A 23,269-nucleotide genomic window follows, 5' to 3' on the forward strand; every position below is an offset into this window, starting at 1 on the left:
GAAAGATATAAGAATAGTCTCAAATTCCAGAAAGTGATAGGTTTTTAATGGTTTCAATGCTTATTCCTTGCACCTAATTCACTTTTTTACCCCGGAAACTCTTAATATATCTAGGTTTTCGGTTTATTCAGCAAGCCCTAAATAAACCAACCATTCTAAATCGTTAAAAAGCCTATACTGTCTTCGTTTTGACTTTTGACTTTTGACTTTTGACTTCCGCCCTGCGGTACTAGCATCTTATCTAACTTACCTTGACGGTTTAAAGTGTAGATATCATCATAACCACCAATGTGAACATCATTAATAAAAATTTGTGGTAAAGAGCGTTTTCCATTAGCTCTTCGGGACATTTTATCTCTTGCTATTTCGTCTCCATCAATGTTGTATTCGATAAAATCAATACTTTTGCTCTTTAGTAGATTTTTAGCACGCATACAAAACGGGCAAGTTGTCCAAATGTAAATTTCTACTCTTGCAGCCATAATATTCTCAACAAAATGTAATACTTCTTAATTTTAGACTGAGGTTAATGGGTAATGGGTAATGGGTAATGGGTAAAACATTCTTCCCAATCACCAATCACCGTTCTAGTAGATCATCTAATTTACCTTGATTATCTAAATCGTGTATATCATCACAACCACCTATGTGTCGATCATTAATAAAAATTTGGGGTAAAGAACGTCTACCATTAGCTCGCTGTGCCATTTTTTCTCTTGCTTCATCATCTCCGTCAATACTGTATTCGTTAAAATCAACACCTTTTTTTTTCAGTAGATTTTTAGCACGAATACAAAAAGGGCAGGTTCTCCAAGTATAAATTTCTACTCTTGCAGCCATAATATTCTCAACAAAATGTAATACTTCCTAATTTTAGACCTAAGTTAATAGGTAATGGGGACTGGGGACTGGGGACTGGGTAAAACATTCTCCCTGCTCCCTCCCTGCCTCTTTACCTATTCCCACTCAATAGTTCCAGGTGGTTTGGAGGTAATGTCATAAACCACACGGTTAACACCTTTGACTTCATTCACGATGCGGGTAGAAATTGCTTCTAGCACATCGTAAGGAATCCGCGCCCAATCTGCCGTCATACCATCTTCGCTGGTGACAATCCTTAAAACAATGGGATAGGCATAGGTGCGTTTATCACCCATGACACCAACGCTGCGAATGGGTAATAGAACTGCGAAAGCTTGCCAAACCTCATTATATAAACCGCGTTGATTAATTTCTTGACGAACAATTAAATCAGCATCTCGCAAAATATTCAAGCGCTCGGAGGTAACTTCACCTAAAATGCGAATGGCTAAACCAGGTCCAGGGAATGGTTGACGTTGGACAATTTCTTCTGGTAAACCAATGGAACGACCGACTTTGCGGACTTCATCTTTAAATAGTTTCCGCAGTGGTTCTACGAGTTTAAATCTCAAGTCTTTTGGTAAACCACCCACATTGTGATGACTTTTAATTTTCACTGCTACCCGTTCACCACTTTTTGGATCAACATTGGTATCAGCAGATTCAATTACGTCTGGATAAAGTGTGCCTTGAGCCAAGTAATCAAAATGACCAAGATTTTTCGATGTCTCCTCAAAAACACTGATAAACTCATGTCCAATGCGGCGACGCTTTTCTTCGGGATCGGTTACTCCATCAATAGCAGAGATAAATCGTTCGCGGGCATTAACATATTCTACGGGAATATGAAATTGTTCTTTAAATAACTTTACTAACCTTTCTGGTTCTAGTTTCCGCATGAAACCCTGATCAATAAATACACAGGTTAGTTGTTCACCAATGGCTTTATATAGGAGAAAAGCCAGAGTAGAAGAGTCTACACCGCCAGATAATGCTAATAGTACCCGTTTGTCTCCTACTTTGGCGCGAATTTCCTGAATTGATTCTTCGACGAAAGCGGCTGTTGTCCAAGTTGGTTCACAGTCACAGATATGGTAAACAAAGTTGCGAATTAAGGCTATACCACCTTGAGAGTGAACGACTTCGGGGTGAAATTGGACTCCATAGAGTTTTTTGTCATGGTGAGCGATCGCTGCACAGGGTGTATTATCAGTATGTGCCAGTAGTTCAAAGCCGGAGGGCATAGTTGTGACTGAATCTCCATGACTCATCCACATGGTTGCACCTTCTTCGACATTAGTTAATAAGTCTGTAGGGTCATCTATGTGTAGAGATGCTTTTCCATATTCACCCCGTTCGGCTTTGATGACTTCTCCACCCAGTTGATTAACCATGAGTTGCATTCCATAGCAAACACCAAGAACGGGTATTCCCAATTTCCAGATGTCTGGGTCACAATGGGGGGCGTAGTCACTATATACGGAATTTGGACCACCGGAGAGGATGATCCCTTTGGGGTTGATTTTTTCTAACTGTTCTGCTGTGGTGCGATAGGAAATAACTTCTGAATATACTTGTGTTTCGCGGATACGACGAGCAATTAATTCAGAATATTGAGAGCCAAAGTCTAAAATAACAATTATTTGACCTTTAAGTTTCCCAAAATTTTCCTGTGTTTGGGATGTTTCGACTGTTGGTAGAGTCACCGCTGTATTCATGGTAGAGAAAGTGTTTCGTTGAGGATAAGATGTCTGAACTGTGATTTTTATGATTTTTGTGATTAATAATGATCGGTGATCACAGATACATTAATCATGCAAATCATAGTTTAGTTTTGAAAAATATTTATTTGAGATACTTTTACCAAGTTAAGATCAAGCTGCATTGAATAAGATTTCAAGAATAACTGACCGCAGATAAACGCAAATAAACGCAGATAAAGACGGATGGATTAATTAATGGATTTCATAGTTCTGTGCTGCTTTACATAAAATTGGTATTAGGATAATTTTTATTAAGTTAGCACAATTTTTCCAGTAAAATACAACCAGTTTTGCTTTTCACTAGGATTTGGCGATCGCGGTCAAAAAGCACAGAACCACAAGCTATAATGGTTTTACCTTGTTCATTGTGGCTATCCATATATGCTTGGGTGCGGGTATCAATTGTTTCGGCAATGGAGTTATAAACCTGATTTACCCAATTACTCCCAGTATTACTATCTAGACTTCTCAGATGTTTTAATGCTGCTTCTGCTGTAGGACTCTGAAAAACGGTTTGAATATCTGGAGACTTTAATCCTAGCATGGCACAATGGGCTGTGAGAATTTCCCGCCGACCATCAGCTAAATGATGATGTGTGTGAAAGATTCCCCCCGCTAGTTTCATCAATTTACCGTGATAACCAAATAATAAAATTTCTTTGACACCTAAGACATCAGCCGCAACTAACATGGGTCCCAACCAATTAGCGGTTTTTACCATTTGTGCGGGGTTGATACCGAGTTTTTGCGCTAAATCTAACCCATTTTCGCCAATACAAAAGACTAAAGTGGAAAATTGACTGGCTTTTGCTGCTAAATCAGCGCGGAAATCTGCTAATTGATCTGGTGTACTTAAAGGTTGAGAAATCCCTGTTGTTCCTAGTAAGGATAGTCCTTCCACTACCCCAAAAGCAGAGTTAGAAGTCCGAGTTGCGAGCGATCGCCCTTCTGGTAAAATAATTGTTACCTTGATTTTTTCCGTCGGTGCTAATAATCGCTGTAAATTTTCTGTTAGTAATCTCTGAGCATAACCATAAATTGCCGCTTTTCCCTCACCATTAAGTTGTTTCCCAATTCCCTCACCACCCTGAATAATTACCGTTTCTCCATCTCCTTCATACCATGTCACTACAGCCCAAATTGGTGTATTCTTCGTTAAATCTAGATTATCACCCGGATTACTACGAGTCATCGCCAAAGCCTGATTTTCCGATATTCCCGCTACTTGTTCAATGGGTATTTCAGCAATTTCCGCAGGTTCAATTAAGTCTACAGTAGTAATCTGCAAAGGTTGATGATGACGTAACCAATGCAAAGCCGCAACAGCAGCAGCACAAGCAAAAACAGGTAAAGTGTATCCAGAACTGGACATATTAACAATTTCAAATTAACAATTCAAAATTCAAAAAAATCTTACCAATTACCAATTACCAATTCTAAACCCCAACTTCAGATAATAAAACTTGCATATCTTCCCAAGAAATATCTTGTTGAAGATAACGGGGTGAGTCAGGATTATAAGGACTTGCTATGCGGTCAATTGTGATAATTGTAGCTGTATCTGGTAACACTGGAACATCGGGATCATAAGCAGTTGGACGCATCAAAGAACTAGAAAAGCCTTTAAACACGGCAATTTGATCTGGTTCATCATCAATTTCTACATTAATAATGAGAACTTCTTGCGATTTTTTAATGGTATATTGTTCCAGTTTTTTACTAATAGAGTTATTCATGCATTCGGGACTATGATTTTTGTGATTAATTTGATGGTAAGCATTCAGCTAAAACCGGAATGTAAAGAAAAGTAAAATCGCCCAAAACCTCTTCATTCTTCACTCTTCACTCTTCATTCTTCATTCTTCATTCTTCACTCTTCATTCTTCACTCTTCATTCTTCATTCTTCATTCTTCATTCTTCATTCTTGCCTCGCCATAACGACAATTTTCAACGCCAACCTACTTAATGTGAAGCTGAACGTCCATATTTGCCAAGTTTAACCGCGACAAAATAACTTAAATAAACTATGTAAATCCCTAAAGTAACTATGCCTAAAAATCCGAGGAAAGCAGGTTTGCTATTATGGTGAAAATAGTCTTTAAACAGTAATGGTGCTTCTAACCAAACGCTACAGTAAGGAGTTTTGAGAGCAGTTCCTGAAAAAGCACACCCCAAAAAAGGTATCAGCGCTATTGCTCCTAAACTACAATAAACTGTTGTTGCCCAACGCCAAGAAGTAAAAATCAGTTTTAATAGACTATTGGGATAATAGTCAATTTCATCATTGATGTCTACCCAAAACCATAGCGACATAGGAATGAGAACTTGCGCCATTAAAGCGGAGATGAAACTGACTCCGAAACCACCAATCATCAAGTACATACTAATAGCTAATAAACTAGCTACTCGCCAGTAAATCATTAACAAGTGCTGCATTCCTTCTGCTTTTTGTACAAATGTCCAAACCAGAAGAATTAATGGAATAATCAGCGTAAATAATAACGCCAGTCGGTAGTCCGTCCAAACATAGGGTCTAAACCATACTTGTGTCATAAAGTCAATCAAAAAATAGAAAAACTTGTAGTCTCTGGGTAACTGGACTTTGTGCAAATGGGAAGAACGGGGAGTTTATTCCCCGTCTAGTTCAAGTCCATTGATAGACCAAAGAATTATCACTTGATAAAACAGGTACAACTAACTCCTGGTTTTAGTCTTCATACAGACGGCACTCATCTGCTTCTGGATTAGCATCACAGTATTGCTCTAAAGAGTTTTTGGGCTTAATTTGACGTTTATGAGAAGCTTCTGCTTGCAATTCTTCTACAGCATCCCACGCAGCAGCACATTCAGCGGAGTTGCTACCAGAGACATCACACACATTGCGAGCCTCTTCAACTTCTTTTTGGATTTTTTCTTGGATCTCGGTAGTGGCTTTTTCTTGGATATTAGTCATGATTTTGTCTCTTTATGTTTTGTTTCTACTAGTATAGAAAAAGTTTGAAAATTTTAGTTTTCTGTCTCTGAGATTACTAGTTTTCCACTTTTGGTGATAATTCTGGTGGGTAGTGTCTCTCCAATAGGCTTTTTGCTGATTGAGCGAGATGTATCTAGAGGATTATCCCATGAATATGATAAGCTGTTATACCTATAACTTGCATGATCTTCATTTTGAATACAGACTTGGGAGATTGCTTGTAAGCATTTTTTGAGAAATTGTTATTTAGTATACTGGCTCGTCCGTTGATTATTTACCTGCACTGACGATTCCCGACCATTGCACCTTTTTCTCTTTTTCTCGCCGATAGGAGAAGAAATGTTCTGGAGTTTGGAAAGTACAATAGGGAGCGATCGCCACTTGTTCTACACTAAATCCTAATTGTTCCAATTGTAAAGCATTGACCCGGCGCACGTCTAAACGCACTCTTCCCGGTTCTGGATCTCTCAGCACAGGTGAATTAGGTAAATCGTGTAAAGCCGAAACAACTGCTTCTGGTTGACTATCTGGGACAATGGTACTGCCAATTTCTGCTGCCACTTCTACAGAGACTTGGTAAACTTCCCCAGCAATAGCCGGACCCATTGCTACTCGCAAATCTATTAAATTACTACCATGCGATCGCATTCTGGCGATCGCTTCTGGCACAATTTTCGCCGCTGTACCCCGCCAACCAGCGTGTAAAGCCGCCACCTGTCCAGTTTTAATATCGCCAATCAACACAGGTGTACAATCAGCAGAAGCCACCCACACAGCCTGTAAAGGTTGATGACTAATTAAACCATCTGCCAAGGCCAAATCATCATCACTGGTATTGACATGATCATCAACTTCCTGGGGAGTTAAAACAGTATTGCCATGTACCTGTTTCAAGCGATAAGCTAAAGCATCGGGTTGTAGAACCGGAGTTAGCTGATGAGGTAAGCGTGGCCAAAACTGTTGGGTAAAGAAACCATGAGACCAGGGTTCTAGAAGATTACAAGTTAAGTAAGGTAGACCTTCCCAATTGTGCCATTGCCAAGTGTACATCTTTAACCAAACCTCAATAGACAATTAATAACCTTCAATCAATGCTACAGCAGAAGTCAGGAGTTCAGGAGGTAGGGGCGCAGGGCCTGCGCCCATTCAGGAGTATGGCTAACGCCACGCTGCGCTATCAGGAGTTCAGGAGGAAGAAATTTCTCCCCTACTCCCCCTACTCCCCTGCCTTCATAACGACGGGATATTTTTTTATTTGGAAGTCTCTTAAAGCAATGGTGAACTGTGGTGGAATTTAATCAGCAACTTTTGGTAAATAGCTTAAAAGCAGAATATAAGCATCAAGATTTACCATTCTCTCTACATATTTTTAACACCTTATCCTCCACAAATCAAACCCTGTGGCAACTAATTGACCAAGGCGAAAAACCTGGCTCTGTAGTTATTGCCACCCAGCAAACCGCCGGCAGAGGGCAATGGGGTCGGGGATGGCAGTCTGATAAGGGTGGTTTATATCTTTCAATGGCAATAGCTCCTAATTTGGCAGCTACCAGCAGTTATCAACTTACCTTGGCTAGTGCTTGGGGAATTACAGCACAATTAAGAAAATTTCGTATACCTGTGGGCATAAAATGGCCAAATGATTTAGTATTAGATGGTCGCAAGTTAGGCGGCATTTTAACTGAAACCAAGGTCAATCAAGGACAAATCACTCAAGCTATCATTGGTGTGGGGATTAATTGGGCAAATCAAGTTCCAGAAACGGGAATTAATCTGCAATTATGGCAAAATTCCCAGAATTGTCAGATGTTTGATCACCTAGAAATCCTCACCTTACAGGTTTTAATAGGAATTAAATCCGGTATAGAGTGTCTACAGACAGAAGGAATAAACATACTTTTGTCTCACTACCTTGATTTACTTACAAATATGGGTGATCAGGTTTATGTCAATAATTTTTTAGGTAAAGTAGTTGGCGTGACTCAAGAAGGTAATCTGCGTTTAAAAATGACAACTGATGATGCAAAAGCAACTTTAACACCAGAAATTTCCGTCCAACCGGGTACAATTAGCCTGGGTTATCGTCAAACTTCTGTTTCATGAGGAGGTGATTTGAGTGATACACAAGGCTGTTCAAGTTCGTATATATCCATCAAAAGAACAGGAAACACAACTAGCGCAATCTTTTGGATGTGCTAGATGGTGGTGGAATTATGCTCTAAATAAGTCAATTGAGACTTACAAAGAGACGAGTAAAGGACTTAGCCGTGCTGCACTCAACGCATTACTTCCTATTCTCAAAAAAGCAGAAGATACTATTTGGTTAGGTGATTGTTATAGCCAAGTTTTACAGGCTACAACACTAAATTTAACTACAGCGTATAAAAACTTTTTTGATAAACGTGCCGGAAAAAAACCTTAAACCCACGCTTCGCTATCATGTCAAAGGCATGGTTCGTAATCACAATTTGGCAAAATCAATATCTGATGTTGGATGGGGAACATTCACTAATTTTTTAGCCTATAAGCTAGAACGTAAAGGTGGTAAATTAGTGGAGATTGATAGATGGTTTCCCAGTTCTAAGCTCTGTTCTAATTGTTTTTATCAAGTGAGTGATATGCCACTAGATGTCCGTGAATGGACTTGTCCTCATTGTGGTAGTCATCATGATAGAGATGGAAACGCAGCGATAAATATTAGAGTAGAGGGTATCAGAATCATCAAGGCGGAAGGTACAGCCGTCTCTGCTGTAGGAGGGGGGATAAGACCAAAACTCGGTCGGAAGTCTAAGTTGCGGCACTCCCCTATGAGTACAGAAGCCGACACTGTACTTGGTACTCCAAGTCAGTGTGGGTAGTTCACCCTTTATTACACACAACAAAAGAGAAAAAATGACGCAGCACCATAAATCTGCCCATAAAAATTTTTACTACGGCGGTACAAGTAAACGCCTTGCTTCTAGATTACCAGTACAAGGTATCTGTTTATTAAGTAGCTTCAGTCTTCTTAGCGGCGGGTTTGTAACTGCTCAATCGGACACTTCGTCAATAGACAATATTGTTCCTACTATTGAGAATTCTCAACCAACAGCAGTCACAAATCCAGTTCAGAAAGAAGCTGGTGTTTCCGAAACAGCGAAGCCACAACCAGATTTTTCTGTCCGCCGAGTTAATCTGAAAAAGAGGCTAAATAGCAAAGGTGTTGCTAAGAGTGAAGAGACTCAACCTACTGCTAGTGTGAGAACCTCTAAACTCAAGAGTGAAGAGACTCAACCTACTGCTAGTGTGAGTGAAGTTGATTCTGTAATTAAAAAACTGCCAGAAGTCCCTCAGCAAAGTAATAATTCTCAAGACATTGTTAAGGATACAGAGAATAAACCCCGGGATTCCAACAACGCTTACATTGATACGAATGAATATAAAAATGTAGGCGAAAGTAACTATGAACCACCTAGTTCTGTGGTGGTAACAGAACGTTCTAAGGGGTGTGGGGCAACGGTATCTACCACTTGCGCTAAATCTACACAAACTCCTGCTGTGGCTAAGTCTCAAGAATCATCACCAACTTGGCTGAAGAAAAGTGAAGTAGCGAAAGTAGTGACCGTCTCTGCACATAAAAAAGTAGGCTGGAAAACTATAACTGCAAGCAGTAATCAAAGTAAGAATGTGACTGAGGCTGTGGCTAGTAGTGTTAGCAAAATCAGTCCACCTCAAAATCAAAATAATTGGCGGATTTCCAGAACTAATACCATTAGTCATACCAAGGCGGACTATCATGCTAATAACTTTATTCCTAGTCCTAGGGAATTTAGCACGACCAAGGTTAGTTCTACCCCTATTGCTCCCCAGGTAGGTAGTTTACCTGCGCCAATGATAGAGGGTAATGTTGCTCCTCGTCCGAGTATGGTGTCTTATGACTTCTCTTTGGCATCAGTTTTGCCGGAAGTTCCTTATACTAATACTCTGGCTTATCGTGGTGTCGGTGGTGGTTCGGGAACAGTTTTCCCTCTAGCGGTGGCTGCACCAATTACATCCTTATTTGGCTGGCGTATTCATCCTATCACGGGCGATCGCCGTTTTCACGCGGGGACAGATTTAGGTGCGCCCACAGGAACGCCAATTTTAGCAGCGGCTAGAGGTCAAGTAGAATCAGCTAACTGGTTAGGTGGTTATGGTTTGGCTGTAATCATTAATCACGGTTCTGCTCAACAAAGTCTCTACGGGCATATGTCAGAAATCCTTGTTCAACCTGGACAGTGGGTAGAACCAGGAACTGTTATTGGTCGAGTTGGTAGCACTGGCAATTCTACAGGACCTCACTTACACTTTGAAGTCCGTCACCTCACCCAAAATGGATGGGTGGCTGTTGACCCCGGTGTGCAATTACAAGGTGGTCTCAGCCAATTGGCACAAGACACAGCAGGGGTGAAAACAGCCCAGGCTCGGTAATTGAGTAGGGGAGCAGGGGGGCAGGGGGCAGGGGAGAAATTTCAGGCTCTATTCTTCAATTTTTTCCTCCAAACTCCGAACTCCTGACTCCTACAAATATCCGTTTTCTGTGAGGAAGGCGGTTGTAATTTCCTCTTGTTGGTGATTATTTCCAGGAGTTAGGAATTTTTCTACGTATTTACCCAGGATGTCTCCTTCTAAATTTACCCAACTTCCTGCTACTAAATGACTGAGATTGGTTTCGCTGTAGGTCAGGGGAATGACGGCGACTGTAAATTGAGATGATTCTGATTTGTATGCAGCTACGGTGAGGCTGATACCATTGACAGCAATGCTACCTTTAGGAACTATATAACGAGCGATCGCCTGTGGGGCAACAAAGGTCATTTCCCACGAACTAGCTGTTTGTTCAGATGTTATTAACTGACCAATTCCATCTACATGACCCATGACAAAATGACCGCCAACTTTACCGCCTACCCGCAGGGACGGTTCTAAGTTAACGGATCTTTGTTGAGTTTCTTCTTGACCCAATGTGGTGCGGCGGAGGGTTTCCGGTGAAGCGGTGGCAATAAACCCATCTTTTAAGATTTCTTCAACTGTTAGACACACGCCATCTACTGCTACACTATCACCATAGGCTAAGTCCTGAATGAGCATTTTTGACTGATTAAGATAACTAATCTGCCACAAATCTCCCGTTACGGGTTTTATCGTTCCCAAACCTTGAATTAATCCTGTAAACACAGCTTTTGCAAAACTAATTTTATTTATTCCCTAATTTTGGCGGAAATTAACTAATAATTCTCGGAAAAAATGTAAAGCTTTTCCATTTTAATTTCTTTCCCAATTCTGGTAGATGAATATTAACATATTAACATCAATCCCCAGGCATACTTGAATCGGAAGATTAAAGAAGGATAAAATATGAAAGATAAATAAATTAGTTGTTAAGATGGTGTGAAATTAGTTTGTTTATACCTAATTGTTAGTACACCACAGCAACAGTCAAATAACCATTAAAAATTCCTAAAAAGCTGGTTGAGTCTGCTTTTTTTAATTTTTAATTTTTAATTCTTAATTTGATGAAGAGTGTATTATCTGTTACATATTTCCAAGCGATTAAAGAACTTTAGAGGCTGAACCAATGATAGAAATGAAAGTCGCTGGTATAGCATTAGATGCGATCACCCGCAGCCCAATTGTACTTTTGAAGGATGGTTCAGATCGTCGCGCTTTGCCTATTTATATAGGTCAAGAACAGGCCAGAGCAATTATGGGGGCAATGGAAAATCAAAAGCCGCCTCGACCTTTAACCCACGATTTGATTGTGAATATGCTAGAAACATGGAATATGACTTTAGATAAAGTTATTATTCATACCTTGCAAAAAGACACTTTTTATGCAGCGTTGATTCTTCAGCAAGGGGATGTCAAAAAAGAAATTGATGCGCGTCCGAGTGATGCGATCGCTATAGCTCTCCGAACAAATACTCCGATCTGGGTCATGGAAGAAGTAGTAGCTGATGCTTCTATTCCCGTAGACCGTGATGCTGATGAGGCGGAACAGGAAGCTTTCCGCGAATTTATTTCTAATATTCGTCCTGAAGATCTAATCAAGCGGTTTGGGAATGGCGACTAAACTAAATGAGGTTAGGAGTCAGGAGGAATCTTGACTCAACATGATTCAGAATTCTGTTGGGTTTCCTTAGGTCAACCCAACCTTTTATCGGTATCTTGGTACTAATTGGCATCAACATTTACAGTCAAGCTACCACTGATAGAAGAAAATCACAGTGTAGAGGCGCAAAGTATCGGCAAAAAGCAGCAAAATTTATGTTTAACTGAACCAGATTGAGATATAATTCATTGTCAATCAATACTTCTGACTTTTACTATATCATTGCCATAGTTTCAAATTAAAATGAGATTCAATTTCTATCCATTTGGTTTTCAGAAAATACTTAAAAAGTTATTTCTGCCTTTGTTTTTAATTTCCTTACTCATGGTTTTATGGGGAAACACCTTTACACCTGTAACAGCCCAACAAACATCACGTCAAGAAATTCGTGGTGTATGGATGACAAGTAATGATCTCGATATTCTTAAAGATAGGACTAAAGTTCAGGAAGCAGTCAAAAAACTGCAACAACTCAACTTTAACACTGTCTATCCCGTAGTTTGGAATTCTGGTTATGTCATGTATCCCAGTGAAGTAGCCAAACGTCTAGAAATCCAACCATTTGTATTTCAAGGCTTAGATGGACATGATATTCTTGCCGATTTAATTGATCAAGCCCATCGGCAAAACTTACTAGTAATTCCTTGGTTTGAATTTGGGTTTATGACTCCTCCCAGTTCAGAATTAGCCATGAATAAACCAGAATGGTTAACACGCAAAAAAGATGGGACTCAAACATCTATTAGTGCCGGCGGAGAAGTTTCATGGTTAAATCCATTTCATCCCCAAGTCCAACAGTTTATTAGTGATCTCCTAGTAGAACTTACTCAAAAATATAATCTTGATGGTATTCAGTTTGATGACCATACAAGTTTACCTTCGGAATTTGGCTACGATAAATATACAGTTGCCTTATATCAACAAGAAACCAAAAAAACGCCACCAAGTGATCCTCAAAACCCAGAATGGGTAAATTGGCGGGCAAATAAAATTACAGAATTCATGGTGAGACTGAATCAAACAGTTAAACAAATCAAACCGAACATGATTTTCTCTGTCTCACCTAATTACTATAATCATGCCTATAAATTTCAACTCCAAGATTGGTTGAACTGGGTACGATTAGACATAGTAGATGAGTTAATTGTGCAAGTTTATAAGGAAAATTTAGATCATTTTATTGGCAAGCTTTCCCGTCCAGAAATGGAAGAAGTAAAACAAAAAATTCCTGCGGGAATCGGTGTCATGGCAGGTTTAAGAACTAAACCGGTATCAATGCAACAGATTCAATCTCAAGTCCGTGCCGCCCAACAACGGGGACTGGGTGTGGCTTTTTTCTATTATGAAAGTCTTTGGAATACTGCACCAGGAGCATTAAAAGAACGTTTGGCTGGATTTAAAAGTTTATTTCCATATCCTGCATCCCGAACGGCTGTAGAATCAAGAGGATGGGAAAGACAAGTAGAATTAACCCCAGAGGAAACAAAAGTAGAGTTAATGCCAGGAGAAACAAACCTCACTGTTACTGACCAAATACCATTTTAGTCTGTGAACGCAGAAATCAGAATTGATCATTTAACTGATTTTTTCTGGTTCTTTAATTTTAAAGTTTCAACAGGGATAGCAGATTTAGGAATTAGTTTGCAAATAATCAATTGCGGCTAATAATTTGTTGGGATAACCTTCAGCAAATTTTTCAAACCATATTCCTTCTGATGACAATGGATCTAATTTATCTAACCATTGTTCGGCAGATTTTTGTAAGGCTGCTTTTTGTTTAACTTGAAGTTTTTCTTGACGAATTTTCTCCTGTGTTAATTCTTCTTGTTTTCGCAGTGCGATCGCCGCATCTTTTGCTAAAATATCAGCTTGCACATCTGCTAATAAGTTGTTGACAAATACATCTGACTTAGGATCAGGTGAATGAACAAATTGAATAGGGGATAACCTATTTTCTGGTTTTGTCGGGTTGGATTCGATATATTTAGCTTTATTTTCCGCCAAATCAGCTTGGACTTCTGATAACAAATTATCTATGAATACATCCGATTTTATTGTCGGTGAAATCAATTTAACTGGGGTTAAATGATTTTGTGGTGCTGTGGTTTTCGGTTCTGTATATTCAGTTTTGAGTTCAGCTAATAGCTTGTCAATGGAATCCATATTTGTAATTCCTCAAAGAGATAAGATCCCCAACTTCTTTTTTGATCTTATCAACAAATTATGAATTGATGTAAAAGGTGGGGGATCTACTTTTTTAATTTTTAATTCAGATTTTAGATTGGGACTTTTCGGTAGAGGTTTCCCGCCCCTTCAGGACGGAAGTAATCAAAAATCACCAATGTGGAATCAATCCAAAATCTGTTGATTTCCGCCGAGCGGTGCTAGTCATTAATGGCATTAAGCAAAACTTCTGATAAACTCATATCTTCCATGTCATCCATTGTCACGGTGTCGCAAATATCAAACTTAGCACCTGCACCTTGTAGTTCATCGTCCAAGATTTTCAAAAAGCGGGTAGCTTGAGGATCATTACCGACTTGGATAAAAGAAATAGCTAATTCTTCATCTCTATCCAAACGGCGAGAAACTTCAATAATTACCTTCATGACGGCTTTACGATCATCTGGTTCACCGTCAGTAACTACTAAAATTGTTTCTCCGTTGGGTTTAGTTGTACCGGAGGCTTTACGTTGCAGATAATCATCGGTAGCGTGTTTCAAAACCCCAGCTAAATCTGTTGTTCCAGAAGGATCATTTTCTGTGAAAATTTGTGTTACTTTGGCAGATGTGACATTTTCATAGCGTTTAAACTTTCCAGAAAACAAATAAATAGTAATACCATCTGGATCAAATTGTTCACATTTACTGGCTAAGGCCAAAGTAGATTCTTGTGCTGTTGCCCATCTAGTTCTCCCACCTTTTTGATCTGGGGTAGCCATGCTACCGCTTTTATCAATAATTAAGGTGTAATCACGGTTTTCTAGCATGACTAAACTCTCCAGATTTGAGGAATTTTTCTTAATTAATCAGTGATGGCATTCATTAAAACGTCAGCCAAACTCATGTCTTCTAAATCATCTAAAGTCACGGTATCACAAATATCGAATTTAGCACCAACACCTTGTAATTGATCATCTAAGGCCTTGAGAAATTTAGTAGCTTGAGGATCTGAACCAACTTGAATCATGGAAATTCCTAACTCTTCATCTTTTTCCATCTGTCGAGTCGCACTGATGATAATTTCAAATACGGCTTTGCGATCATCTGGTTCACCGTCAGTAATGACTAAAATGGTTTCTCCATTAGGTTTGGTAGTACCAGCGGCTTTGCGTTGAAAGTAGCTATTCAATGCATCTTGAAGTACACTTCCTAAGTTAGTTGTCCCTGCTGGATCATTTTCTTGAAATATCTGGGCTACTTTGGCGGCAGTCACGTTCTCATAACGTTTAAATCTGCCGGAAAATACGTAAACTGTAATGCCATCTGGATCAAATTCCTCGCACTTTCTGGCTAAAGCAATGGTAGATTCTTGGGCTATCTGCCATCTAGTTCTCCCGCCCACTTGGTCGGGTGTGGACATACTACCACTTTTGTCAATAATTAAGGTATAGTCACGATCGCTCATCATAATCTTCCTATTGTGATTTTTCTATCTCTAGTTTAACCATTAAGTATGAATACAGCACATAATTTATCAACCTGATTTGCATTTATCGGCGATCAAGTATTAGCCTGATTTTAACTAAGAATTACCGGCTTTTGCTTTCGGGTAAGCAATCCGTTTGTGATGAAATTGTTGCCAAACATCCACAAATATTTGGGCGATTTTTGGCATTTCTTCTCTTGTCAAGCCCGAATCTATTAATTGTTCATCTTGCCATTTGGCTTTGAGAATATTATTCAGCATATTCAAGGCTTTTTCTGGAGTAGCATCTTTGAGACTGCGTAATGCGGCTTCACAAGAATCTGCTAACATGACGATACCTGTTTCCCGTGATTGGGGGATAGGACCATCATAACAAAAATCGGCTTTATCTACGATGATGTGTGGGTTTTCTTGGGCTATTTGTTGGGCTTGGTGATAGAAATAGGCGATCGCCATTGTGCCTTGATGTTCGGGAATAAAAGCCTGAATTGCCGTCGGTAAACTGTGTTTCTTGGCCATGACTAACCCTTCCGTTACGTGCTTTTTAATTAACTCAGCACTTTGCCAAGGATCTTTAATTTCTGTTTCATGTTTATTAGGACTGCCGATTTGATTTTCAATAAATCCCAAAGGATCGTGCATTTTACCAATATCATGATACAGAGTTCCCGCCCTGACTAATTCTACATTACAACCCAATTCTTTAGCCGCGGACTCCGCCAAAGTAGCCACTAATAAAGTATGTTGAAAAGTTCCTGGGGCTTCTGTTGCCAAACGCTTTAATAATGGGCGATTAGGGTTAGCTAATTCCGCCAAGCGGATGGGAGTAATCACATCAAATAGTGTCTCCAGATAAGGACTTAAACCCAAAGCCACCACACTCCAAGACAAACCAGATACAGCAAATAAACCAGCTTCTTGGAAGATATACCAACCTGAACCAAAAACCCCGCCAGTGAGGATTTTTAATAATAAGAATACACCACCTTGGGTGAGAGCAGTGACAACACCTAATAAGGCTAATTCTTCACGCGATCGCAATCTATGGGCTATATAACTACTTAACATCCCTCCTCCAGCCCCAGCCAACAATACTAGCATATTTGTATCTGTGGTAATTGGTAGGATCAGCGACAATAACCCTACCACCGTTATGCCTACGGTTGGTCCATAAAAACTGCCTAATAATAAACCAATTGCACTCCAAGTAGTATAGGGCAAACTGATTGCCAATACTCCAGGAACACTCAGAGTCAGCAGGAGAACTAATAGGCGATCGCGTTGTCGTAAATAATTATGACTTTTTCTTTCCAACCACACAAAAACCCGAATTCCTCCAGTCATAACCATTGCTACAACTGTTAAACCCAGCCAATTCACCTGTCTGCCAATCATGCGATAATGTTCTAATATCTGAAATTTACCAATTGTAATTTGTTCTCCTTTACTAACAATTACCTCTCCTTTTCTGATCTCCATCATCACAGACGGTATTTTCTCAGCTACCTTTTGATCTTGTTGTTTAGTTTGGACTTCATCTTGTTTAATATTTGGTTGTAATACCGCTAACAATATATTTTTGGTTAGTGATTCAGCTTCAACAGGTACAGATGATTCTACTTGTAAACTAACTGCATTATTCAAAATAGGTATGGGTAATCCAGCCGATATACCTTGAGCCAAAATTCGCTCGGCAATTTGACGAATTCCAGTTTGTGTTTTTAACCAATCATGATCAGTTAAATCTAAAACCACAGATTTTGTATAAATCTTCTGGATCTGTGCATTTTTTAGTTGTGATAATTTATCAATGGTTTGATTATATCCTTCCCTAACTTGTGAGATTTGGGTAATTAGTTCTGAAAAATCAGCCTCTAAAGCAGTAAATTGATAAGCTTGCAGTTCTGACAACGCTTGAATAAACGACGCTTCATCACTATGATTTCCATAACTAGGCAACGATACGATCGGAACATTTGATGAATTAGATGAAGCAGAGGACTTTCTGCCATTTATTGAATTTTGCGGCATTAACAAAAATTGGGAATTTTGTTTGCTTAAATTTTGGTTTCTATTAGTTTCTAAAGTTAATTTAAGCTTTTGCCATTCTGATTCAGGCAAATTCCTCAAATAACGTTGAGTAGGAATTGATAAAACTGAATTAGCAGAAAACGGAAAAATACCAACTATTCCTCGCAGTTGATTACCTGTATCTAAAATTTCTTCTAAATGCTCATTAATTTTATCATTGATCTGGTTATCAATCATCAAAACTGGCACAGACCTATCTATAGCATCTTTGCGTTTCTGTTCTGTCTCTTCTCGGTTTTCAATATTATCCGTGTAGGGGGCAATAAATGTTTGCAAGGCAATATTATCAACTTTCATTCTTGGCTGGTTATATAAATCATGACCCACCACACTTGTCAATGATAATACTGCTAACACCAAAATTATTGAGGAGCATTTTTGGTGTAACCATCTGAAAATAACTTTATCAACACCACCAGTTTTTCTCACGAATTTAGTAGTTGATGTTTGTGTTTGTCCCCGTTGACCTTGTTTTCCTTGATGGCTATTTGCTGATAAATATAGAAGTAGATTTTTGAAAAAATTCCTATGCAGCTTATGTTGATGCTTTCCTTTACGGAATAGCACTTTATACTGTCGCTGCCATTGCTTTAATTGCTGACTCAAGGACTGCAAAAATTGCTGCGTTTTCATCTTTCCTACCGCGAAATACCCCAAGTATGGCTGATGCCTCCGGCAGACTACCCAAGCTGTGTAATAACTTAAGAAGAGATAGAGGTTCGTATTTGACCCCCTTCAGAGTCAAATACGACAGTCTTCAAATTTACTGCCCAATTAATTTCAACGTCTACGAATAATATGAGGAGCAGCAAAAACAGTATACCGTGTCTCTACACATTCGCCAAAATGATCACTAAAGTCATATACTCCAGCCCATACCGCCATCATTATATCTGCTAATTTTAACATCTGGTTAAAACTGTGAAGTCCCCATACAGGGGAATTGGTGACGGAGGAGGAAATTTGCCAACTTACAGGTATACCAACCGTACTGTTATATGCACCTGATAATCCTCCAGCAATTGCACCTGTAATATCTGGACTGGCAAAATCGTGATTTTGATTAGCTCTTAATATAGTTAGAGAAAAGTCTTCTAAGGTACTCAGAAAGCAGTAAACAGCTAAACCAATATTACTAGTTAATTGTTCTGGACTACTTAATTCCCTGATTGCTGTTTCTAGTCCCACACCCTTTTTTAATAAATCATTGACTTTTATTAATTGTTGTGGTAATGAAGTTGATGTTCTATCTAGAAAACTCACTGTTTCCGAAATTAATGTGCGGGGATTAAGTTTTTCATTCAGGGATTGAGCGATCGCATATCCTATGATTAAACTACCATCTCTGACAATCGGCTCATCTTGCCACTTCCATATTTTTTGCAGTTCTAAAATATTTTCTCGCATTTTCACAGGATTTTCATGAAAAAACATCACCACCGGCAATGTAGCGAGAATCATTTGTCCCCAAGAACTAATATTTTTTTCTAATTTAATATCTAACGCTTCTTGACGCTTTAACCAGTCCTCTACATCTAACCTCCCCAAACTGATTAAACTTTCCGTCCCCAAAACCGCAATCCTACCCAACTTAACACCATTCGGGTTAGATAAACTCTCTCCTAAAAATGCTCCTAGAAAAGCACCCCTCACCCGATTCAAAAGAGAATAACGCATAATTTTTAACTGGTAATAGGTAATTGGTGATTGGTGATTGGTAATTGGTGATTGGTAATTGAAATAACTCTTTCTTCCCTCTTCCCTCTCTCTCTTCCCTCTTCCCTCTTCTCTGTCACCTGTCACCTGTCACCTGTCACCTGTCACCTGTCACCTGTCACCTGTCACCTGTTACCTGTCACCTATTACTGCCTTAAATAATACACCAGTGCTTCCAGACCCAACAAATAGCTTTGAGCGCCAAAGCCACTGATTTGGCCAATTACCACTGGTGCGATATAAGAATGATGACGGAAATCTTCCCGACGATAAATATTACTCAGATGTACTTCAACAGTAGGTAAATTAACAGCAGCGATCGCATCCCGCAAAGCCACACTAGTATGAGTGTAAGCCCCAGCATTAATCACAATCCCCTGATGCTTTCCTAATGCCCCGTGAATAGCATCTACTAAAACCCCTTCATGATTTGACTGCATAGGCAACACCTCTGCTTGCAGTTCCATTGCTTTGGACTCTAACAAGCGATTAATTTCTGCCAAAGTCAACGAACCATAAATCCCCGGTTCTCTAAGTCCCAGCAAATTTAGGTTTGGCCCATGCAGCACAAGAATACTTAAAGCTGGCAAATTCAACTCCCACACCTTAGAAATTTTAGCGACGGCGCATAGAACGCTCATGTACAGGAATCGGAATCAGTTCCGGTTCCGGTTCGGCCTCTGGACCTAGCAGACTATCAATTAACTTTCGCGCTAATTCTTTCAGCTTTTCCAGCACCTTTTCTATATAATCCATTAAACTGACCGCTCCTGAGATACTACCTCAATTTTATTTAACCGGGTCGCACAAACTGGCGTATTATCGCACTTCTAGCCTCGACAGGGTTGACACATTTCTACAAGTATGATATCTCTTACTGGAGAATTTTAATTTTGTGTTTTCCCTTACTTATTAGATTATCACATCCATCATTAGTAATGGGTAATTAGTGATAGGAATTCGGGAGTCAGGAGTCAGGAGTCAGGAGTCAGGAGTTAGGAGTCAGGAGTCAGGAGTCAGAAGAAAGAAGTAAATAAATAAATTTATACCCCTGCTCCCCTGCTCCCTGCCCCCTGCTTCCTGCCCTAACTTGCTGCGTCAGTCTTTTTCGCTCTCGTCTTTGTTGATTTAGTAGTAGTTGACTTAGTAGTGGTTGATTTAGTAGTTTTCCTTGTAGATTTTGTAGATGCTTTAGCTGAAAGTAATTCAATAGCTGTAGACAAAGTTATATTTTCCACTGACTCACCTTCAGGAATACTGGCATTAGTTTTCCCATGTTTAATATAAGGACCATAAGGACCATCATAGATATTAACTGGTGCATCATCTTCTGGATGTGTACCCAACTCCCGTAAAGCTTCCTTAGACTTACCCTTACCAGCAGCCCGACCCTTTTTCGGCTCTGCCAATAATTCTAAAGCACGATTTAAAGAAATTGTCAAGACATTATCAGTAGATTTGAGAGAACGATAATCTTTTCCCTCTTTTCCTTGATCATGGACAACATAGGGACCAAATCTTCCTAAACTCGCTTGGACTTTGCCACCAGTTTCCGGGTGAGTTCCCAAAGCGCGGGGAAGAGATAACAAACCAACAGCCATATCCAAAGTGAGTGTTTCCGGTGTCACACCCTTGGGGAAAGAAGCTTGTTTGGGTTTAGGATTTTCCTCGGTCTTATCGCCTAGCTGCACATAAGGTCCATAAGTACCAATCTTGATATAAATAGGTTCTCCAGTTTCCGGGTGACGACCAACTTGGTCAGGTCCCACAATTTTTTGTTTGAGGAGAATTTCCACCTGTTTAGGGTCAAGGTCAGCCGGAGTCAGGTTTTTAGGAATAGAAGCGGTAATTACTTCCTCACCATTGGTAACTTCAATGTAAGGGCCATATTTACCAATACGGACTTTAGCATCTAAATTTTCTAGTTCTACAGTTCTAGCTTTGCCGGCATCAATTTCTGTTTCTCTTTCCCTCACCAAAGTTTCTAAACCTTGTTCACCAAGATAGAATTTCTTTAAGTAGGGTAGCCATTGAGCTTCACCCGTGGAAATTTCATCCAAGGTTTGCTCCATTTTAGAAGTAAAACTAGGGTCAACAATATCTGGAAAATGTTTTTCCAGTAAATCAGTCACAGCAAAAGCCGTGAAAGTAGGAATTAGAGCATTATTCAATAACTGAGCATAATCTTTATCAATGATTGTGCCAATAATGCTGGCGTAGGTACTAGGACGACCAATGCCTTCACTTTCTAAGGTTTTCACCAAAGTTGCTTCAGTGTAACGGGCAGGAGGTTGGGTTTCATGGTCTACCGCCGCCAGTTCATGACATTGGGGATGATCACCAACCTTCAGCGCAGGTAAAATTACTTCTTGATCTTCTAAAGCGGCTTCAGGATCATCCGAACCTTCCACATAAGCGCGGAGGTAGCCAGGAAAATCTATCCGCTTACCAGAGGAACGAAAACCAGCGTCCTCCACTTGGATTTGTACAGTAACCTGAGTTTGGCGAGAGTCAGCCATTTGACAGGCGACGGTGCGCTTCCAAATCAAATCATAAACAGCAAATTCTCGTCCAGCTAAACCTGTGTCTTGGGGTGTGCGGAAACTACTACCAGCGGGACGAATGGCTTCGTGAGCTTCTTGTGCGCCTTTAGACTTAGTTGTGTATTGTCGAGGCTGGGGACTAAGGTATTCTTTTCCGTATTTTTGCTCCACACAAGCACGGGCAGCGGTAATCGCTTGGTCGGACAAATGTACTGAATCTGTCCGCATATAGGTAATATACCCTTGCTCATACAAATTCTGAGCCACCCGCATCGTATCCCGTGCCGATAAGCGTAACTTGCGGTTAGATTCTTGTTGCAGTGTAGAAGTAGTGAACGGTGGCGCAGGTTTGCGGGTGACAGGACGTTCTTCCATATCCGTCACTGTCCAGATTTTCCCTTCTATGCGGGCTTTCAGAGCTTCCGCTTGCTCTTCATTAAGTAAAATGACATTGCGTCCTGCGGTAATTCTGCCCGTTGTTGAGTCAAAATCGCTGCCTGTGGCAACTTTCGTGCCGCCAAGAGTCACCAAAACCGCGCTAAATGGACTTTTTTCCTGTTCTAAACTAGCTTTTAAATCCCAGTATGTTCCTTCATGGAAAGCCCGACGTTGGCGTTCTTTAATCACTAATAGTCGCACCGCTACAGATTGCACTCGCCCAGCGGATAATCCCCAGGCAATTTTTTTCCACAGTAGCGGCGATAGGGTATATCCTACTAACCGGTCTAAAATTCTTCGAGTTTCTTGAGCGCGAACTACTTGCTCATCAATATTACGGCAGTCTTTCAAAGCTTTTTGAATGGCTTCCTTGGTAATTTCATGAAAGACCATGCGCTTTGTTGGCACTTTGGGCTTGAGCAATTGGTATAAATGCCAACTAATGCTTTCACCTTCCCGGTCTTCGTCAGTTGCTAAAATCAGTTCAGTTACACCTTTGAGGGCCTCTTTAAGCTGAGTGACAATTTTCTTTTTGTCTTTGGGAACTACATAAATCGGTTCAAAGTCGGCTTCTACATTGACCCCAAGCTGCGCCCATTTTTCCCCTTTGACGGCCGCGGGAATTTCACTGGCCGACTGGGGAAGGTCACGGACATGACCCATTGAAGCTTCTACCAGATAGTCTTTTGGTAGGTAGTTGCGAATGGTACGAGCTTTTGTGGGAGATTCGACGATAACGAGAGTTGACATGGAAATTTAAAAGAATAATAGCTATGCAGCTAAATAGTTAAGTTGGGTTAATTTTTGCGAAATGTCAAGGTGAAATACCACGCCTCAGCAGTGATTGTATCCTTACACAAACTACCCAACAGGGGGGAATTTTATCAACTTCAGGTGCGGTGATTAGGCATGAGAATGCTGGAAGCAACCTTTGAGAGTCAATTTGTCAGTCATCTCCATCCTTAACTTATAAGAAGATAGGCTAAAAACCCCGGAATTGATCCCTAAAAATCCCCAAAATTTTTAGTGGTCAATGTCTTTTCATCCGGGGATGAAAGCTGTAAGAGGGGATTTATCCCCAGTGATAAGTTGATTATATTTGA

Annotated in this window: 21 protein-coding genes and 1 pseudogene; 5 read left to right on the forward strand and 17 right to left on the reverse strand. The window is 40.0% G+C overall.

Going from position 1 to position 23,269, the window contains the following annotated elements; all coding sequences use genetic code 11:
• Positions 1-155 precede the first annotated feature (155 nt).
• The 8 genes from grxC (PN471_RS20975) to pgeF all read right to left on the reverse strand — a co-directional run bounded on the left by grxC (PN471_RS20975) (position 156) and on the right by pgeF (position 6,649).
• On the reverse strand, positions 156-482 hold the full coding sequence (gene grxC / locus PN471_RS20975) for a glutaredoxin 3 (protein WP_271778492.1): 327 nt from the start codon (positions 480-482) through the stop codon (positions 156-158).
• A gap of 97 nt (positions 483-579) precedes the next feature.
• Positions 580-840, reverse strand: a complete 261-nt coding sequence (gene grxC / locus PN471_RS20980) for a glutaredoxin 3 (RefSeq protein ID WP_271778493.1) — start codon at positions 838-840, stop codon at positions 580-582.
• A gap of 116 nt (positions 841-956) precedes the next feature.
• The gene (guaA, locus tag PN471_RS20985) at positions 957-2,579 is read right to left on the reverse strand and encodes a glutamine-hydrolyzing GMP synthase (protein ID WP_271778494.1); all 1,623 of its coding nucleotides are present in this window, start codon (positions 2,577-2,579) and stop codon (positions 957-959) included.
• 301 nt (positions 2,580-2,880) lie between these two features.
• Positions 2,881-3,996, reverse strand: a complete 1,116-nt coding sequence (gene cbiD, locus PN471_RS20990; RefSeq protein WP_271778495.1) for a cobalt-precorrin-5B (C(1))-methyltransferase CbiD — start codon at positions 3,994-3,996, stop codon at positions 2,881-2,883.
• Between the two features lie 64 nt (positions 3,997-4,060).
• Positions 4,061-4,360, reverse strand: a complete 300-nt coding sequence (locus PN471_RS20995) for a DUF7734 family protein (RefSeq protein WP_271778496.1) — start codon at positions 4,358-4,360, stop codon at positions 4,061-4,063.
• 227 nt (positions 4,361-4,587) lie between these two features.
• On the reverse strand, positions 4,588-5,178 hold the full coding sequence (locus PN471_RS21000) for a DUF3177 family protein (protein ID WP_271778497.1): 591 nt from the start codon (positions 5,176-5,178) through the stop codon (positions 4,588-4,590).
• 154 nt (positions 5,179-5,332) lie between these two features.
• Positions 5,333-5,578: a Calvin cycle protein CP12 gene (locus PN471_RS21005; protein WP_271778498.1), complete on the reverse strand. Its 246-nt coding sequence runs from the start codon at positions 5,576-5,578 to the stop codon at positions 5,333-5,335.
• Between the two features lie 291 nt (positions 5,579-5,869).
• Positions 5,870-6,649, reverse strand: a complete 780-nt coding sequence (gene pgeF, locus PN471_RS21010) for a peptidoglycan editing factor PgeF (RefSeq protein ID WP_271778499.1) — start codon at positions 6,647-6,649, stop codon at positions 5,870-5,872.
• Positions 6,650-6,886: 237 nt separating this feature from the next.
• On the opposite strand from pgeF, the gene PN471_RS21015 reads away from it, so the two are divergent.
• From PN471_RS21015 to PN471_RS21025, 3 genes and pseudogenes are all read left to right on the forward strand, one after another.
• Positions 6,887-7,702, forward strand: a complete 816-nt coding sequence (locus PN471_RS21015; RefSeq protein ID WP_271778516.1) for a biotin--[acetyl-CoA-carboxylase] ligase — start codon at positions 6,887-6,889, stop codon at positions 7,700-7,702.
• Between the two features lie 13 nt (positions 7,703-7,715).
• Positions 7,716-8,457 (forward strand): annotated as a pseudogene (locus PN471_RS21020) (RNA-guided endonuclease InsQ/TnpB family protein).
• 34 nt (positions 8,458-8,491) lie between these two features.
• Entirely contained in the window at positions 8,492-10,048 is a 1,557-nt protein-coding gene (locus tag PN471_RS21025; RefSeq protein WP_271778500.1) for a M23 family metallopeptidase, read from the forward strand.
• A 90-nt stretch (positions 10,049-10,138) separates the two neighbouring features.
• Here PN471_RS21025 and PN471_RS21030 read toward each other — a convergent pair whose 3' ends face one another.
• Positions 10,139-10,795, reverse strand: a complete 657-nt coding sequence (locus PN471_RS21030; protein ID WP_193891591.1) for a riboflavin synthase — start codon at positions 10,793-10,795, stop codon at positions 10,139-10,141.
• A 400-nt stretch (positions 10,796-11,195) separates the two neighbouring features.
• Between PN471_RS21030 and PN471_RS21035 the strand changes: the two genes are divergently transcribed.
• Positions 11,196-11,690: a bifunctional nuclease family protein gene (locus PN471_RS21035; RefSeq protein WP_271778501.1), complete on the forward strand. Its 495-nt coding sequence runs from the start codon at positions 11,196-11,198 to the stop codon at positions 11,688-11,690.
• Between the two features lie 282 nt (positions 11,691-11,972).
• Entirely contained in the window at positions 11,973-13,274 is a 1,302-nt protein-coding gene (locus tag PN471_RS21040) for a glycoside hydrolase family 10 protein (RefSeq protein ID WP_271778502.1), read from the forward strand.
• A gap of 84 nt (positions 13,275-13,358) precedes the next feature.
• Here PN471_RS21040 and PN471_RS21045 read toward each other — a convergent pair whose 3' ends face one another.
• The 8 genes from PN471_RS21045 to topA all read right to left on the reverse strand — a co-directional run bounded on the left by PN471_RS21045 (position 13,359) and on the right by topA (position 22,916).
• Positions 13,359-13,892: a salt stress protein, Slr1339 family gene (locus PN471_RS21045; RefSeq protein ID WP_271778503.1), complete on the reverse strand. Its 534-nt coding sequence runs from the start codon at positions 13,890-13,892 to the stop codon at positions 13,359-13,361.
• Between the two features lie 221 nt (positions 13,893-14,113).
• On the reverse strand, positions 14,114-14,719 hold the full coding sequence (locus tag PN471_RS21050) for a vWA domain-containing protein (RefSeq protein ID WP_271778504.1): 606 nt from the start codon (positions 14,717-14,719) through the stop codon (positions 14,114-14,116).
• 35 nt (positions 14,720-14,754) lie between these two features.
• Positions 14,755-15,360 (reverse strand): vWA domain-containing protein, encoded by a 606-nt coding sequence (locus PN471_RS21055; RefSeq protein WP_271778505.1) that lies wholly within the window; start codon positions 15,358-15,360, stop codon positions 14,755-14,757.
• Positions 15,361-15,474: 114 nt separating this feature from the next.
• Positions 15,475-18,102, reverse strand: coding sequence for an HD family phosphohydrolase (locus tag PN471_RS21060; protein WP_271778506.1), 2,628 nt, complete (start codon positions 18,100-18,102; stop codon positions 15,475-15,477).
• Positions 18,103-18,249: 147 nt separating this feature from the next.
• Positions 18,250-19,272 carry an ADP-ribosylglycohydrolase family protein gene (locus tag PN471_RS21065; protein ID WP_271778507.1) on the reverse strand — a complete coding sequence of 341 codons (1,023 nt, stop codon included), beginning with the start codon at positions 19,270-19,272 and terminating at the stop codon, positions 18,250-18,252.
• 59 nt (positions 19,273-19,331) lie between these two features.
• Entirely contained in the window at positions 19,332-19,826 is a 495-nt protein-coding gene (gene aroQ, locus PN471_RS21070) for a type II 3-dehydroquinate dehydratase (protein WP_271778508.1), read from the reverse strand.
• Positions 19,801-19,941, reverse strand: a complete 141-nt coding sequence (locus tag PN471_RS21075; RefSeq protein ID WP_027404689.1) for a hypothetical protein — start codon at positions 19,939-19,941, stop codon at positions 19,801-19,803. Before PN471_RS21075 ends, aroQ begins: the two co-directional genes overlap by 26 nt.
• Before the next feature lie 329 nt (positions 19,942-20,270).
• Positions 20,271-22,916, reverse strand: coding sequence for a type I DNA topoisomerase (gene topA, locus PN471_RS21080; protein ID WP_271778509.1), 2,646 nt, complete (start codon positions 22,914-22,916; stop codon positions 20,271-20,273).
• Between the last annotated feature and the right edge of the window lie 353 nt (positions 22,917-23,269).

The organism is Aphanizomenon sp. CS-733/32 (assembly GCF_028330045.1).
GTDB classification, from domain to species: domain Bacteria; phylum Cyanobacteriota; class Cyanobacteriia; order Cyanobacteriales; family Nostocaceae; genus Dolichospermum; species Dolichospermum gracile.